The 16,516-nt window shown below is 68.0% G+C and carries 9 protein-coding genes and 1 tRNA gene; 5 read left to right on the top strand and 5 right to left on the bottom strand.

Annotated elements, in window-relative coordinates; genetic code table 11:
• Positions 1 to 153: 153 nt before the first annotated feature.
• Positions 154 to 230: transfer RNA gene (locus PPZ50_RS14190), tRNA-Pro, on the top strand.
• 581 nt (positions 231 to 811) lie between these two features.
• The gene (locus PPZ50_RS14195; RefSeq protein ID WP_272815346.1) at positions 812 to 3,829 is read left to right on the top strand and encodes a TonB-dependent receptor plug domain-containing protein; all 3,018 of its coding nucleotides are present in this window, start codon (positions 812 to 814) and stop codon (positions 3,827 to 3,829) included.
• Positions 3,830 to 3,892: 63 nt separating this feature from the next.
• Here PPZ50_RS14195 and PPZ50_RS14200 read toward each other — a convergent pair whose 3' ends face one another.
• Together PPZ50_RS14200 and PPZ50_RS14205 are read right to left on the bottom strand one after the other, a co-directional pair.
• Positions 3,893 to 5,545, bottom strand: coding sequence for a putative 2OG-Fe(II) oxygenase (locus PPZ50_RS14200; RefSeq protein ID WP_272815347.1), 1,653 nt, complete (start codon positions 5,543 to 5,545; stop codon positions 3,893 to 3,895).
• Positions 5,542 to 6,396 (bottom strand): 2OG-Fe(II) oxygenase, encoded by an 855-nt coding sequence (locus PPZ50_RS14205; RefSeq protein WP_232307917.1) that lies wholly within the window; start codon positions 6,394 to 6,396, stop codon positions 5,542 to 5,544. Before PPZ50_RS14205 ends, PPZ50_RS14200 begins: the two co-directional genes overlap by 4 nt.
• Between PPZ50_RS14205 and PPZ50_RS14210 the strand changes: the two genes are divergently transcribed.
• Entirely contained in the window at positions 6,389 to 7,105 is a 717-nt protein-coding gene (locus PPZ50_RS14210; protein ID WP_066689589.1) for a 2OG-Fe(II) oxygenase, read from the top strand. The two genes, PPZ50_RS14205 and PPZ50_RS14210, sit on opposite strands and share 8 nt — an antisense overlap.
• A 35-nt stretch (positions 7,106 to 7,140) precedes the next feature.
• Here PPZ50_RS14210 and PPZ50_RS14215 read toward each other — a convergent pair whose 3' ends face one another.
• Positions 7,141 to 9,336 carry a glycoside hydrolase family 3 N-terminal domain-containing protein gene (locus PPZ50_RS14215; RefSeq protein ID WP_084401448.1) on the bottom strand — a complete coding sequence of 732 codons (2,196 nt, stop codon included), beginning with the start codon at positions 9,334 to 9,336 and terminating at the stop codon, positions 7,141 to 7,143.
• A 200-nt stretch (positions 9,337 to 9,536) separates the two neighbouring features.
• On the opposite strand from PPZ50_RS14215, the gene PPZ50_RS14220 reads away from it, so the two are divergent.
• The gene (locus tag PPZ50_RS14220) at positions 9,537 to 12,080 is read left to right on the top strand and encodes a TonB-dependent receptor domain-containing protein (protein WP_126013959.1); all 2,544 of its coding nucleotides are present in this window, start codon (positions 9,537 to 9,539) and stop codon (positions 12,078 to 12,080) included.
• A gap of 172 nt (positions 12,081 to 12,252) precedes the next feature.
• Positions 12,253 to 14,316, top strand: a complete 2,064-nt coding sequence (locus tag PPZ50_RS14225) for a hypothetical protein (protein ID WP_066689587.1) — start codon at positions 12,253 to 12,255, stop codon at positions 14,314 to 14,316.
• On the opposite strand, the gene PPZ50_RS14230 is transcribed toward PPZ50_RS14225, so the two are convergent.
• Positions 14,291 to 14,962: a DUF6445 family protein gene (locus tag PPZ50_RS14230; protein WP_066689586.1), complete on the bottom strand. Its 672-nt coding sequence runs from the start codon at positions 14,960 to 14,962 to the stop codon at positions 14,291 to 14,293. The genes PPZ50_RS14225 and PPZ50_RS14230 overlap by 26 nt on opposite strands.
• Positions 14,959 to 16,461: a tryptophan halogenase family protein gene (locus PPZ50_RS14235; protein ID WP_066689585.1), complete on the bottom strand. Its 1,503-nt coding sequence runs from the start codon at positions 16,459 to 16,461 to the stop codon at positions 14,959 to 14,961. Before PPZ50_RS14235 ends, PPZ50_RS14230 begins: the two co-directional genes overlap by 4 nt.
• Between the last annotated feature and the right edge of the window lie 55 nt (positions 16,462 to 16,516).

Raw genomic sequence — 16,516 nt, forward strand, 5'->3', positions numbered from 1 at the left:
CTGAATGTCCGAGATAGCGGACGCCGCGGACACGGCATCCTGATTAACTGCGGGCAGCTATCATCTGCTTGGCCCCCACGCAACATTTGCCCACCCGCACGCTTCGGGCTTGCATGGCGACGAAAGCCGCCCTAAAGGCACGCCCTCTCTGATCGGGGCGTAGCGCAGCCTGGTAGCGCATCACACTGGGGGTGTGGGGGTCGCAGGTTCGAATCCTGTCGCCCCGACCAGAGACATCGACGAGACGTGGCTCGTCTGGCGGGCCCGGTAATGGCCGGGCATCGCCCTCCTCGCACGGGCACTATCCGGTTGCTGGCAGACCCGGCCGCGCAGCGCAGAAGCCTGTACAGGCTTGGCGGATGACGGGAACAGATCCGCCCGGCCGATCCGTGAGGATCGTCGCGTCCATTATGCCGGATCGCAATAGAATTTGCCGCTAAAATGGTATTCCGTATGCGATGCGTAGAACGGTGTGCATGGCATACGTTCAAGCCGTGGCACGGCTACATCGCCACCCCAAATCAGTGATGATGTTCAAGCAAACTTACTAAGCGAACGAGTACTCGAAACCTCCACGGCCCCTACACAATATATCCATATTGTTTCTTATTGTTTCCGACTTCTCGATAGTGATTACGGATGTAACTAAAAAGACACATCCATTACATAACCGACACTGCCCCCCTTCTGCCCGGTTGCGATCTCGATCTTCGATTGATCTAGTGACCCGCAGGACCACGCAAACCAGATCGAACTGGCGGCTCCACGAAGCGCACGCCGCGCATCGTAACGAATTGGGGGATCATCCTACATGGTAGCATTTCGCTCGCGATTGCTGACGACCACCGTCTTTGCCGGGGCTGCGATCGCGCTGACCTCGCCCGCGCTGGCGCAGGTCGCCGAACCGACGACCGGGACCGGGCTTCAGGAAACGACCGAAGCCAGCGGCGCCGGTGACGATACGATCGTGGTCACCGGATCGCGCATCCAGCGGCGCGACCTGACCTCGCCCAGCCCGATCGCGGTCGTGGCGGCGGAAGAATTCCAGCTGACTGGCGCGGTCAACGTCGAACAGGTCATCAACACGCTGCCGCAGGCCGTGCCGGGCACGACCGGGTTCTCGAACAACCCGGGCACCGGCGCGGCGACGCTGAACCTGCGCAACCTGGGCGCGACCCGCACACTGGTGCTGGTCAACGGTCGCCGCTGGATGTCGTACGACACCAACCAGATCGTCGACCTGAACACCATTCCGCAGTTCATGCTGCAGAATGTCGAAGTGCTGACCGGCGGTCAGTCGGCGACCTATGGTTCGGATGCGATTGCAGGCGTCGTCAACTTCAACCTGCGTCAGGACCTGAACGGCGCCATCATCGGCGGGCAGTATGCGCTGACCGAACAGGGCGACGGCGCACGCTATGACGTGAACTTCGCGTTCGGATCGAAGTTCGCCGACGGTCGCGGCTCGGTCACCGTCTATGCCAACTATACCCGTCGCGAACCGATCTTCCAGGACGCGCGCGCCTTCTCGCGCAATGCGGCAGGCGATGGCTGCATCGTGCGCGGTTCGACCAATTCGCAGACCGGCATCGGCACCAACCTCGGCGGCGCGCTGTCGACCTGCGCCACGCGCGGCGGCGAAGTCGGCCTGGTGCCGCAGGGTTCGGCATCGACCCCGATAGCGACGCTGCCCGCCATCACCACCGGCGGCGCGGCGCTTGGCTATGTGTTCAACCCGACCGGCGGCGGCACGCGTGCGTTCAACGATCCGGCCGATCTCTACAACTTCGCGCCCGACAACTATCTGCAGCTGCCGCAGGAACGCTACCTGATGGGTGGCTATGGCAGCTATGAAATCGCCGAGAACATCACCGGCTATACCGAACTGAGCTTCGTCAAGACGTCGGTCCCGCAGGAACTGGCCCCGACACCGATCGGCCAGGCGCTGAACCTGCAGATCGCCAGCCCGTGGTTCAACGACCAGACGCGCGGCCTGCTGCGTCCGCTCGACACCGATGGCGACGGCTATGTCACCACCAACGTAAACTTCCGCTTCAACCAGTCGGGTCCGCGCAACGTCGACGCCAGCCGTTCCGCGTTCCGCCTGCTGGGCGGTATCCGCGGCGACATCACCGAGGACCTGCGCTTCGACGTGTACTATATGTATGCCCGGACCGAGAACCAGCAGTTCCAGCAGGGCAACATCTCGCGCAGCCGCTTCGCCGCGGCGACCGAGACGGAGATCGTCAACGGCACCCTCCAGTGCCGCAACGCCGCTGCGCGTCTTGCCGGCTGCCGTCCGCTCAACGTCTTCGGGCTCGGCCTCGCCGATCCGGCGGCGATCCGCTACGTCACGATCAATTCGACCAACCTCGAACGCTCGGACATCCGCAACTTCGTCGGCTCGGTGAACGGCGACCTGTTCACCATCGGCAACAATGCCGATGCGGTCGCCTTCGCCGCCGGTGTCGAATATCGCGGCATGTCGGCCAGCTATCGTCCCGACACCTTCCTGGCATCGGGCGACGTCGCCGGCTTCAACGCGGGTCAGCCGACCAGCGGCGAATATAGTGCGCGCGAAGTGTTCGGCGAACTGAACGTGCCGCTGCTGAGCGAGAACATCGTCCACAAGCTCGAACTGACCGGCAACGCCCGCTATTCGGACTATTCGCTGAACGCAGTGGGCGGGGTGTGGACCTATGCCGCCGGTGCGCAGCTCTCGCCAGTCCGCGACATCACGCTGCGTGGCCAATATGCCCGTGCGGTGCGTGCGCCGAACGTGCAGGACCTGTTCGGCGGCAACTCGACCGGATTCCCGCAGGCGCAGGACCCGTGTTCGGATCGCGGCGCCCCGGCCAACCGGACGGAGGCCATCCGCCAGCTCTGCATCGCCAACGGCGTGCCGGCGGCTGCGGTGTTCACCCGCGCGGTGCAGCCGAACGCCCAGATCCAGGCCAATTTCGGCGGCGATCCCAACCTGCAGGAAGAAACCTCGGACACCTACACCGCCGGTGTCGTGTTCCGTCCGAGCTTCATTCCACGCCTGAACGTCACGGTCGATTACTTCAACATCAAGGTGCAGGACACGATCGCGACCTTCGGTGGCGGCCTGAACGATGCGCTCTCGCTGTGCTTCACCGTGGCGCAGAACCTCAGCAACCCGATCTGTTCGATCTTCCAGGGCGTTCGCAACACGGCGACCGGGGCGATCGGCGAAACGTCGGGCGGGCGTAACCCGAACGTGCTGTCGGCCAACATCGCGACGCTCCGGACCTCGGGCATCGACGTCGCCGCCGATTATTCGCTGCCGGTCGATTTCTCGATCACCGGCGGGGATCGTTCGAACATCAGCTTCTCGTTCCTCGGCACGTGGCTCGACAAGTTCCGCAGCACGTCGGTCGCCGCGATTCCGGAGCGTGAGACGATCGGCGAGGGTTCGGTTCCGATCGTGCCGACGCTCAACCCGATGCCGAAGTGGAAGCACAATGCCCGCCTCAGCGTATCCGACGGCCCGATGGTCCTGTCGGCGCGCTGGCGCTATTTCGGGGGCGTCGAGGATCGTCGTCTCAACAACACGTTCGTCGGCCTGGTGCGCACGCCGCAGGATCCGGCGCTGTTCCCGAACGCACGGATCGGCGCGGTGAACTATGTCGATCTGGCCGCGGCGTTCGATGCGACCGACAAGCTGCAGATCAACATCGGCGTCAACAACCTGACCAACCAGAAGCCGGAAGTGCTCGGCTCGCTGCAGGAACAGGCGAACACCTTCCCCGGCACCTATGACGTGCTGGGTCGCGATTTCTTCGTGGGTGCACGGCTTCAGTTCTGACGCCGTCGTCCGTCGATGGAAACAAGGGGGGCATCCGCGGCGACGCGGGTGCCCCTTTCGCTTTCAGCGTGAAGCGACGTCGAAGGCGATCGTCATCCGCTTGCCCGACGCGATCGGCCGAGTGCCGTGGAACAGGGTGCTGGGGAACAGGACGCATCGTCCGACGCGCGGCACGACCGTCCGCAGCGGCGGCAGGTCGAGGCGCAGGTTCGCAGGCGGCCGGCCAAGCTCCAGCATGCCCGCCCCGCCACCGGGTACCGCGAAATAGGCCGCCGACGACAACAGCCCTTCGGGATGGACATGCGGCGCGTGGCGCCCCTCCCCGCTCAAGCGGATCGACCAGCTTCCTGCGATCCGCCACGGCCGCTCGCGGGCCCGCAGCAACGGATGTGTCGGATCGGCCGCCGGCAGCGACTCGCGATAGGCGCCGAGCGCCCGCTCCACCGCCTGCGCGACGACCCGGATCGCGGGTTCGTCACGCTGGAACAGCCCGCCGCGCGTCTGGCTGCCCAGCTTGACCGACTGACCGATCGGCATCGCCGCGCGGTCGTGGAGCAGGTCGAGCGTCGCGATCGCGTCCGTCAGCGCCGCGTCGGACAGGTCGAGCGACGCTTCGCGGATCAGCGCAGGGTTGCCATGCAGCCAGTCGTGGCGCGGATCGCCCAGCACCCGCCATGCCAGATCGCGCAGGCTCCACGCCATCACGTCATCATCCCGCACCGCGATCGCCTGTCCCAGCAGCGTATCGGCCTGTTCGGGGCGTCCGGCCCGCAGCGCCTGCCGTGCGGCGGCAATCCACCAGTCGGGGGTTGCGGGCGTCCCGGCGGCAAAGATCGCCTCGGCACCCGCATCGTCCCCGGCCTCGCCACGATAGACCGCTTCGTCGAGCAGCAACGGGTCGCGCGGACCGATCCGCGCACGGCATTGCGCCAGGATGTCGGCGGCGGCGGCATGCGCATCGATCCCGGCCAGCATCGCCGCCCAGGATCGCTCCGCCGCGCCATCGGCATGATGCGGCACGGCCGCGGCATAATGATCGCAGAAATCGTCCCGATCGCCTGCTGCCCAGCGCAGCGTCGCATGGAGTTCGAGCGCGTCGATCCATTGCGGCAGCTGCGTCGCCAATTGCTCCGACAGCTCAAGCGCGGCCGCCCGGTCGCCTGCCGCCTCCAGCGCCTGTGCCAGCCCGTGCAACAGCCACGGGTCGCCCGGCGTCTCGGCCAGCGCGGCATCATACTGGGCGATCGCGCTGCCATCGCCCCGGTCGAGCGCGATGCGCGCCCGGCCATGGAGCGCCCGGCGGTTGCGCGGATCGCGGCGCAGTTGCTCGTCATAGCTGGCGGCTGCCCCGCGCAGGTTTCCCGCAGCATTTTCGGCTGCGGCGCGCGTCGTCCAATAGCGTGGATGCCCGGCAAGCGCGCCCTGACGCGCGGTCAGGTCGTCCACCGCCTCGGCTGCGTGGCCCAGCCGGGTCAGGACGATCGCGCGGTTGATCGCCGCCTCGCCAAGCGCCGGATCGATGCCGAGTGCACGGTCGAACAGCGCCAGTGCTTCCGCCGCCCGCCCCGCCCCGGCATGAAAATTCCCGGCACTGTTCAGCAGCGCGGCATTCCCCGGATAGGTCGCCACCGCCTGCGCGAAGCCCCTGGCCGCTGCGGCGTCGTCGCCCCGCGCAGCCGCCGCCAGCGCCGCCTGTCGAAGCGTGGCGGCGCTCACCGGTCGCGGAACCAGCCGGTGATCGAATAGCGCCCGACCGGCGCGAATGGCGGCACATAGCTGACGGCATGCGGGCGCGGCACCGCGAACAGGCTCAGGGCGTTGAAGCGCGGCCGATATCCCGCGACGATATCGCCATCGTCGTCGAAGAACTGGAGATAGCCGCCCCAATCGGGCCGCCAGTCGACCGCGCAGAGCGACAGGACGTATGCAATGCGCCACCCCTCCCCGACATGGGAGTCGCTATGTTCCGCCAGGAACTGGCCCGGCGCGAACAAGGTCGCCTGCGCATCGGCCTTGCGCAGGTCGGGCATGCCGGTGACGCCGCGCACCAGGTCGAGGAACGGCGCGTCGTTGATATGTTCGAGCACGATGTCGTGCGGCCCGCCCGGCGCCCAGTGCTGGAGATAGGCATCGAGGATCGGGTAGCGCGCATAGGAAAAGCCATAGTCGCGCCCGCGCATCGCCTGCTCGATCGCCTCGCGGATGGCGGTGCGGCGTGCCGGGTCGAGCGCGGCGAACTCGGCGGCGGTCAGCCCGACCGGCTTGTCGGTGCCGACATCATAGGCGATGCCCCATGGCGTCTGTTCGGCGATGACGCGGTGGAGCGCGCGTGCCGAGACATCGGTCAGCACATCGCGGATCTGCACCCGTCCGTCCGCCGCGAATTGCGCGGCAAGTGCCGTCCGGTCGAGCGACGGGTTGAGCGCGAGCAGTTCGATCATGCGGAATACCGGGTGGTCATACGCGAAAGGTTTCGCCCAGCCGGCGCGATGGCGCAAGCCGTCGCCCGACACGGGGGCTTCATTCGCCGCGCGATCGGTGCCATGCCATCCGGCACCGATGTTCACGCTCGACCCGACCCTCGATCTCGCGATGCTCGCCGAACGCTATCGCCGCGACGGGCGCGTGGTGATCGACAATGCCCTGGCCGGCGATGCCGCGCTGCTGCTTTCGGCGCATCTGCGCCAGCGGACCGACTGGCGCAAGCTGGTGCTGAGCGGCGACCAGGTCGTCGAATTCGACCGCGCCGGATGGGGGGCGATCCCGCCGGAACGGGCCGAGGCGCTGAACCTCGCGGTCTATGCCGCCGCGCGCGCCGGCTTTCAGTTCCGCTTCGACAGCATCCGCGTGTCCGACGCCGTGCGGGACCGCGCGGGCGATACGACCCCGCTTGGCGGTTTCGCCCGCTGGATGTCGTCGCCGGCGATGCTGGACGCCTTGCGGGCGATTACCGGGGCGGGTGACGTACGGTTCGCCGATGCGCAGGCGACCGCCTATGCCCCCGGCGATTTCCTGACCGTCCATGACGATGCCGTCGCGGGCAAGCATCGCCGGGCCGCCTATGTCTTTGGCCTCACCCCGGGATGGCGGCCCGAATGGGGCGGGCTGCTGCTGTTCCACGGGCCGGACGGCGAACTGCGCGCGGTCGCGCCGGGGTTCAACCGGATGACCATCTTTGCCGTGCCGCAGGAACACAGCGTCAGCGAAGTGACCCGTGCCGCCCCGGCGCGGCGCTATTCGATCACGGGCTGGCTGCGCGCCGAACCGCAACCCTGATCCCGCCTCACCGGCGCGGCCTCCGAGCCCTCCGTTCACCGCACCTCGAACGCCCCCGCAATTTCGGCATCGTCCCCCGCATTGACCCAGCAGTCGAACGCGCCCGGTTCGATCCGCCACGTCCCGTCGCTCGCCACCAGCGCCAGCGCGTCGCCGGCGATCTCCAGCGCGACCCGCGTCTCGGCGCCCGGTGCCAGCGTCACCCGCGCGAACGCCTTCATCTGGCGCACCGGTCGGCTCCTGCTCGCCACCCGGTCGTGCAGGTCGACGCGGACCAGTGCCGTTCCGGTCCGCGCGCCGATGTTGCGCACCGCCACCGATACCGGCACCGCCGCCCCCGCCGCGACCATGGCCGGCAGGCGCAGCTCGGACAGCGCGAAGCGCGTATACCCCATGCCCGACCCGAACGGGTATAGCGCGCGGTCCGGCGCATCACGCCAATGGCTGCGGCCCGCCGCCATCGGATCGCTGTCGGGGGCCGGCCGCCCGGTGCTGCGCCGGTCATAGGACCAGGGCTGCTGTCCGCTTGCCATCGGAAAGCTGACCGGCAGCCGTCCGGTCGGCTCCACGACGCCGAACAGGATGTCGGCGATCGCCGGACCGGTCTGTTCCCCCAGGAACCACGTCGCGAGCAGCGCGGGCGCATCGCGCACCGCCCCGTCCAGCGCCAGCGCCCGGCCATGGCGCAACAGCACCACCACCGGCCGCCCGGTCGCCGCGACCACCTCCGCCAGCGCCTGCTGCACCGGCGGCACGACGATAGCGGTGCGGCTGTTGCCCTCGCCCGACATGTCGGCGCCCTCGCCGATCGCCAGCAGAACCACGTCCGCCGCGCGCGCCGCCGCCACCGCGCGCTCGATCCCGCCGGGCAGCGGATCGACGATCCCGCACCCCGCCTCGACGCTGAGCGCCTGCGGATCGGCCAGCATCGCGCGCACGCCTTGCGCGATATCGATCCCGTCCGTCGCATCGCCCGCGAACGACCATGGCCCGTTCAAATTCGCCCGGTCCGCACCGAACGGCCCGATCAGCGCGATGCGCCGCCCGGTGCGCGGCAGCGGCAGCAGGTCGCGATCGTTGCGCAACAGCACGATCGATCGCGTCGCCACCTCGCGCGCGGTCCGCCGGATCGCCACGCTCCCCGTCTCGCGCCGCTCGGCCCGCGCATCGATCGATCGGAACGGATCGTCGAACAGGCCCAGCCGCTCCTTCAGCGTCAGCACCCGCCGCACCGCCTGGTCGACCGCCGCCACCGGCACCCGGCCGCTCGTCACCAGCGCCGGCAGGTGCCGCACGAACAACCCGCTCTGCATCGACATGTCGATCCCGGCGAGGATCGCCAGCCGCGCCGCATCGGCCTCGTCCGCCGCGATACCGTGCGCGATCAGCTCGCGGTCGGCATCGTAATCCGACACGCACACCCCGTCGAAGCCCAGTTCGCCGCGCAACAGGTCGGTCAGCAGCGGCCGGTTGGCGCTGACCGGCACCCCGCCAAAATCGGTGAACGACGCCATCGTCGCGCCCGCCCCGGCGGCAAAGGCGGCGGCGAAGGGCGGCACGAACGTCTCGCGCAGCTCGGCCATGCTCATGTCGACCGCGGCATATTCCATGCCGCCGCGCACCGCGCCATAGCCGACGAAATGCTTGGGCGTCGCCAGCAGCGCGTCGGGGCGCGTCAGGTCCGGTCCCTGAAACCCTTCGACCCGCGCCGCCGCCAGCACGCGGTTGAGCAGCACATCCTCCCCCGCCCCTTCCGCCACCCGGCCCCAGCGCTGGTCGCGCGCGACATCGACCATCGGCGCGAAGGTCCAATGGATGCCGCCCGCCGTTGTCTCGCGCGCGACCGCTCGCGCCGCACGCCGCGACAGGTCGGGGTCGAACGCCGCCGCCTCGGCCAGCGGGATCGGAAAGATCGTGCGACAGCCGTGCAGCACGTCGGCGGCAAAGGCCAGCGGGATGCGCAGCCGGCTTTGCAACGCCGCTGCCTGCGCCACCCGCGCACCCGCTACGCCATAGCCGTTGAACAGCATGCCGACCCGCCCGGCGCGGATATCGGCCAGCATCGCGTCGCGCCCGCGGGGATCGACGACCGGATTGAACACCGCGCCGACCGGCCGAACCTCGTCGTTGAAACAGCTGAGTTGTCCCGCCTTCTCGGCCAGGGTCATCCGCGTGATCAGCGCCTCGACCCGCGACGATGCCGCCCGCACCGGTCGCACGACCGCCGCCATGCCCGCGCCCAGCAACGCGGTTCGCAAGACTTTACGGCGACTTGGCCGCACCCGTTCCAGCCAATGTTGCGCAATCGCCACAGAACGACTTTCTGATACGGTTCCCGGTATACCATGATTGCCGGCCTTTCCGCCGGGGTCTAGATGTAACCGGTCCCAGCAATGCCGGGACCAACGGAATATCTGGGTGGAGAGGGAACATGCTGACATTCAATCGCGCAGCCGCGCGTGCAGCATTGCTGGCTGGCGCCGCTATGCTGCCGACGATCGCCTGGGCGCAGACCGCGCCGGCCGATCCGGCCGCGACGCAGGCGACCGACGGCACCACGACCGCCGATGACGAACAGGACGTGATCGTCGTCACCGGCACGACCTCGCGCGATCGTCCGCTCATCACCGCATCGGCCGATATCACGCTCGCCGACCGCGCCGATATCGACCGGCGCGCGCCGCGTTCGACCGCCGACATGCTCGAACTGGTGCCCGGCATCTTCGTCGAAGCGACGGCGGGTCAGGTATCGAACAACTATTCGGTACGCGGCCTGCAGGGCGGCGGCCAGCGCTTCGTCCAGCTGCAGGAGGACGGCATGCCGATCCTCTATGGCGGCGGCGGCGCCGACTTCTTCTTCGACCAGGACCTGACCATCGATCGCCTCGAAGCAGTCAAGGGCGGGTCGTCGGGCGTACTGACCGTCAACGGCGCGGGCGCGACGATCAACTTCATCTCGAAGCGCCCGAACTTCAGGGAAGCCGAAGGAGCCGCACGCGTCACCGCCTATAATTACGGCATGAAGCGCGGCGACTTCTATTATTCGCAGCCGCTGGCCGAAAACCTCGCCTTCAATGTCGGCGGCTATATCCAGTCGAGCCCCGGCGTGCGCGAAAACCCGTTCGACTATGCCGGCTGGCGGTTGAAGGGGATGCTCGAATATCGCTTCGACGATGGCGGCTATGCGCGCCTGTCGGCCAAGGGCGGCGATGTCGAAAACGCCTATTATGCGACGATGCCCTACCGCCTCGACGGGGGCAAGATCCGCGGCATTCCGGGGCTGGATACGCAGGACGGCAATGTCGGCGGCGATGCCTTCGCCAATATCGCGGTGCCGGTGTCGACCTTCGCCCATCCCAGCGGCTTCCGCGAATTCCGCTATCGCGACGGGATCAAGGCGAAGACCGCGCAGGTCCGCTTCGACATCGAAAAGCCGGTGGGCGAGACCATCGACCTGTTCGCCCATGCCCGCTACCTGAAATATTCCTACGACTTCAACGGCCTGTTCCCAGGATCGGGCACCGGCAATGCCGGCCTGACCAGCGCGCAGAACTATCTGACGCCCGGCGCCTCCTCGCCGATCAACGACCTGCTGACGCTCGGCCGCGCGGCCTATCCGGCGGCGACGCGCTTCGGGATCAAGAATTTGCGGACCGGCGTGGTGCTGGGGTCGAACCAGACCGCACAGCTCGCCGCGCTGGCCGGCAACGGCTTCCTCCAGCGGACCACGCTCAACCACGACTATATCGACGGCCGCGATTTCGGCGCGAATGTCGGCGGTCGCTGGGAATATGAAAACGACCGGTTCAAGAACTCGCTGACCGCCGGCGTCATGTATTACAACGTGATCCGCAAGCAGGATCAGTCGGCCACCGCCAGCATGGTCAACGACGTGAAGACCAACAGCGACGTGTACGACATCGTCGCGCTGGACGGTAACAACCAGGTCATCGGCACGCTGTCGGACAACGGCCTCGTCTCCTATGGCGACTGGGGTGCCGGCATCCGCGAGCGGCGGGACTCGGCGGTCTCGCTCTACGTCAACGACGAAGTCGCGTTCGGCGACCTGCGCGTCGACGGCGGCGTGCGCTGGGAAAGCGACGACGCGACCGCGCTCGACGGCAACCAGCTGGCGGTGAACCAGCCGGTGCAGCCCGGCGTCGGCGGCGTCATCCGCAATGTCGGCGCCAGCTTCGACGGCACCTTCACCACACGGCAGCGCACGCAGCGCAAGGCGTCGTGGACGGTCGGCGCCAACTATCTGATCACGCCGAACTTCTCGGTCTATGCCCGCTATGCCAACGGGTTCCAGACCAACAATGTCGATCCGATCACCACGATCGAGCTGTACGAAGCCGGCGTGCGCTACCAATATGGTCGCCTCTTCTCCGGCTCGGCGACGGTGTTCCGCACCAATTTCGACAATCAGAACTACAACTTCGCCAACCCGACCAACCCGTCGCAGCAGCAGAATCTGAACGCCGACCTGCGCACCAAGGGGGTCGAGATCGACCTGGTGGTGCGGCCGACCAACTGGTTCTCGGTCGATTTCCAGGGTGTGTTCCAGGACCCGCAGCTGCTCAACCTGCAGCTGGACGGCGTCGATCAGGGCGCGGCGTTCGAGGGCAATCGCCCCGAACGGACGCCGGCGCAGCTGTTCACGATCCTGCCGACGCTCACGCTGCCCGACGGGCTGGGCGACGTCTATGCCCGCTACAAGTTCGTCGGCAAGATCTTTGCCGACAACGGCAACGGCATCGCCCTGCCCAGCTACGGCGTGACCGGGATCGGCGTGAACCTGAACCTCAGCGAACGGGTGCAGCTGAACCTGAACGCCGACAACGTGTTCGACGTGGTCGGCCTGACCGAGGGCAATCCGCGTCAGGGTCAGACCCAGGCGATTACCGACGGCTATTTCTATGCCCGCGGCATCGTCGGTCCGACCTATGGGGGCACGCTGACCTTCCGGTTCTGACGGGCCCTGTCGTCGCCTTTCCGTACCCCCGCGCAGGCGGGGGTCCAGGGTCACGAATGCAGGCCGTTGTTTTGCTTGGCTCTGGACCCCCGCCGGTGCGGGGGTACGATGACGTCACGAAAGAGCGCGGGGCCTTTTCGGGGTCGCGCGCTTCGCAAAAGAGGTTCGACACATGAAGACCGTGGCGCGATGGATGCTGGCCGGCGTGATGCTGGCGGGAACGGGACTGGCGGTGGCACAGCGACCGGCCAGGGCGCCCGAACTCGCCTATCAGCTGACCGAGGGGCAGAATCTCAACGCCTTTGTCCGCGAAGGGCCGGTCGCCGCGCACCTGCTGCTGCGCAACGGCACCGATCCGCGCATCCTCGTCGCCTTTCCCGCCGGGAACAGCGGGGTCGGGCTGTGGTTCGAACCTGTCGGGCGCGCGGCGACCTGGCGTCTGGAACAGGCGCCGCGCCCGACCACCGCGCCGGGCATCGCCGGTCCGCAACCGGCCGTGCAGACCATCGCCAGCATCGACGCGCCCGAACTGCGGGTGAAACAGGCGGTCCTGTCGTCGATCCGCTTCCTGCGCGACTATCAGTCGGTGGGTCGCTTTCCGGCCGACGTCGCGGTCGATCCGGTCGTGTCGGGCAACACGATCCGCTGGAGCCGCCCGCGCCTCGATGGCAGGCCCGGCTATCTGCTGCAGATAAGGTTGCTCTCCGGCTCGATCCGGGGCGGCGTGCTGGTCGCCGCAGCCGGCCGGCCGCTGCGCATGGAAATCCTGGCGTCGAGCGGGGAGACGCCGTTGCACGGCCTTGCCGCGAACGAATTGCTCAACGCACGTGCCGCCAACGATCCCGGCGCGCGTAACGCGTTGCGTTTCCTCAGCTATCGCGAAAAATTCCTCGCCGGGTCGTGGCGGTTCCAGACCTATTTCGGTCGCGACACGCTGATGTCGCTGCGCCTGTTGATGCCGGTGTTGCAGCCGCAGGCGATCGAGGCGGGGCTGGGTTCGGTGCTCGCCCGGCTCGATGCGCGCGGCGATGTCGCGCATGAAGAGGGCATTGGCGAGTTCGCCGTGGTCGACCGGCGTAAACTTAATCAGCGCAGTGACGCGGCCGTGCTCGATTACGCGATGGTCGACGACGACTATATGCTCGCCCCCGTCGCCGCCGCCTATCTCCTCGACCACGGCAACACCGCCACCGCCCGCGCCTTCCTCGACCGCCCGATCGCCAGCGAAGCCATCCCCGGCACCACCGCCCCCGCCGGAAAGGCGTTAGTGCGTAACCTTCGCCACGTTATCGACAGCGCACGCCCCTTCGCCGACCGCCCCGAACCCTCGCGCCTGATCGCGATTCCCAAGGGCCGCCTGACCGGCCAGTGGCGCGACAGCGAAGAGGGGCTGGGCCGCGGCCGCTATGCCTATGACGTCAACGCGGTGTTCGTGCCCGCCGCGCTCGAATCGGCGGCGCGGCTGCTGCGCGCCGGACTGCTCGACCGCTACCTGACGGCGCAGGACCGCGCTGCGCTGTCGCGGGCCGATGCGATGGCCGCTGTCTGGCGCGACCGCGCCCCGCCCCTCTTCCGCGTCTCGATACCCGCGACCCAGGCCCGGCCGCGCATCGACGACTATGCCCGCACGCTGGGCATCCCGGCCGCGCCCGCGCTCACCGCCCTCGGCACTGCGCCGCTGGTCTTCCATGCGATCGCCCTCGACGACGCCGGCCGGCCGATCCCGATCGTCCATTCCGACGAAGGCTTCACGCTGATGTTCGCGGAACCGTCCCCCGCCGATCTGGAAACCTATGTCACCGCGGCAATGCGACCGTTTCCCGCCGGGCTGATGACCGATATCGGCATGCTCGTCGCCAATCCGGCGCAGACCGACGCGAGCGTACAGGGGCGCTTCACCCCGGCCGCCTATCACGGCGCGGTCGTGTGGTCGTGGCAGCAGGCGTTGTTCGCCGCCGGCCTCGAGCGGCAGCTCGCCCGCCGCGACCTGCCGCCCGCGACCCGCGCGGTCCTGACCCGTGCGCAGGCGACATTGTGGCGCGCGATCGCCGCCACCCGCGCGACGCAGAGCTCCGAACTCTGGTCGTGGGACTATAGCGGCGGGCGATACCGGGTCATGGCGTTCGGCGCCGGCAAGCAGGACGTGGATGAATCGAACGCCGCACAATTGTGGAGCACCGTCTATCTGGCGGTGCAGCCACCGCGCGCGCTCAGCCCAGCGACAGGAAGGCGGTAACCGTCAGCCGCCCTTCACGCGGATCGGCACTCAGCACCGCGCCGGGCGGGATCGATCCGCTGTGCAGCAACGCGCTGCGATAGATCACCGCCCGGTTGCAGCGCGCATCGATCGCCGACACCTGTTCGAACATCGGGGTGGATCCGGCGATAAAGCCGTGCGGCGGCACCCGCCGCACCTCGCGGGTCACCGCGTCGAGATAGGCGGGTGCACGCGTCGCGTCGATCGTCTCGAACCCGGTCGTGCGATGGCGGTAGAATGCGGTGCCGCCGCTATCGCCCGCGCCCAGATAATGGACCAGTGCGATCCGGTCCGGCTCGACCGCGTCGAAATGCGGCAATCGCTGCTCGACGGACAGCCGTTCGGGCGGCACGGTCACGATCGAGAAACTGGCATCGAGCAGCGCGACGCCGCCACGATGACCGAAGACATGTGCCAGCACCTGCGACAGCGCCGGCCGCACCGCCTGGAAATAATCGCCCGGCAATGCCGCGCGGATGCCCGGATATTGCCGTCGCGCCGGTTCGAACCGGGCGGCGGCGGCAATATCCCGCAACGCTGCCGGGTCGGGATGGAAATGGTCGACGATCGCGATCGGTTGCCGCTCCGTCCCGACCCGCCGAGCGACGATATCGGGCGCGGTCATGCCGTGCCGATGATCGCGGCCAGCGCGGCATCGTGCAGCGGCAGCGTCGGCGCGGCCCGCGCGACCACGTCGGCGATCTGGCGGACCTGCGCCTTATTCGTCGCGCTGTCGATCGCATCGGCCAGAGGGTTATAGCCCTGCGCCACGATCCCCTGACCGTTCAGCACCGCCAGCCAGCTCGCGTCGCGGAACAATTCGTCGGCATCGAGGATGATCCGCCCCGATCGCCGATACTGTTCCTCGCGCGCGATCAGTGTCTCGGGCAGCGTCATCGTCCGGCAGTGCTGCCACAGGGGGGCGGGGTTGGTGTTGGCGTGATAGTGCAGGATCAGGAAATCCTTTACCCCGTCCATGTCGCGGGCGAACACGGTGTTGAACCGGTCGGCCAGCGCCGGGTCATGGTCGCGGTTCGGGAACAAGGTCAGCAGCTTGGCGATGCCGCTCTGGATCAGGTGGATGCTGGTCGATTCCAGCGGTTCGAGGAATCCCGACGACAGCCCGATCGCGACCACATTGCCCCGCCACGGCCGCCGCCGCGTGCCGGCGGTGAAGCGCAGGAAGCGCGGTTCGGCCAGCGCCTCGCCATCGAGGTTCGCCATCAGCGTCGCCGCCGCCTCGTCATCCGACACGTAGCGGCTGGCATAGACATAGCCGTTGCCGGTGCGATGCTGGAGCGGGATGCGCCATTGCCACCCTGCCGCGCGTGCGGTCGATCGCGTGAACGGCGTGGTCGCCGCGACCCGGGCGCACGGCACCGCGACCGCGCGGTCGCAGGGCAGCCAGTGCGACCAGTCCTCATAGCCCTCCCCCATCTCCCCCGCGATCAGCAGCGCGCGAAAGCCCGAGCAGTCGATGAACAGGTCGCCCGCGATGCGTTCGCCGCGCTCGGTGACCAGCGCGGTAAGCAGGCCGGTGTCGCTATCGCGCTCGACGTTGCGCAACTGTCCCTCGACCCGGACCACGCCCGCGCCCTCGCTGCGCCGTCGAAGGAAGGCGGCGTAAAGCCCGGCATCGAAATGATAGGCATAGCCGAGCGTCGACAGGATCGACCGCGGATCGCCCACCGGCTTGGCGAACCGTCCTTCTGCCGCCAATTGCGTCGCGAGCGAAAGTGCGGACAGCGGCACGTCCATGCCCTCCGCCTGCGCCTTCAGCCAGCGATGGTGGAAAGCGACGCCGGGCAGCGTCGCCCCGAACTGTCCGAAGGGATGGAAATAGCGATGTCCCGGCGCGGCCCAGTCGACGAACTCGATGCCGAGCTTGAACGTCGCCTTCGTCGCGCGCAAGAATTCTGCCTCGTCGATCCCGATCAGCTCGTTGAACCAGTGGATCGTCGGGATCGTCGCCTCGCCCACGCCGACGGTGCCGATCGCATCGGATTCGAGCAGGGTGATCGCGACCGTATCGCCGAAACTGCGCGACAGCGCGGCCGCCGTCATCCAGCCGGCGGTCCCGCCCCCCAGGATGACGACACGACGAACGCGATCCGGTGCTTGCATGGTCGCCGTGGTATACCGCCGCTTCCGTGGTGAGAAGCGGGCATCGCCGGGCCCG

The sequence above is a fragment of the Sphingomonas hankookensis genome (genome assembly GCF_028551275.1).
In the GTDB taxonomy this organism is placed as follows: Bacteria; Pseudomonadota; Alphaproteobacteria; order Sphingomonadales; family Sphingomonadaceae; genus Sphingomonas; species Sphingomonas hankookensis_A.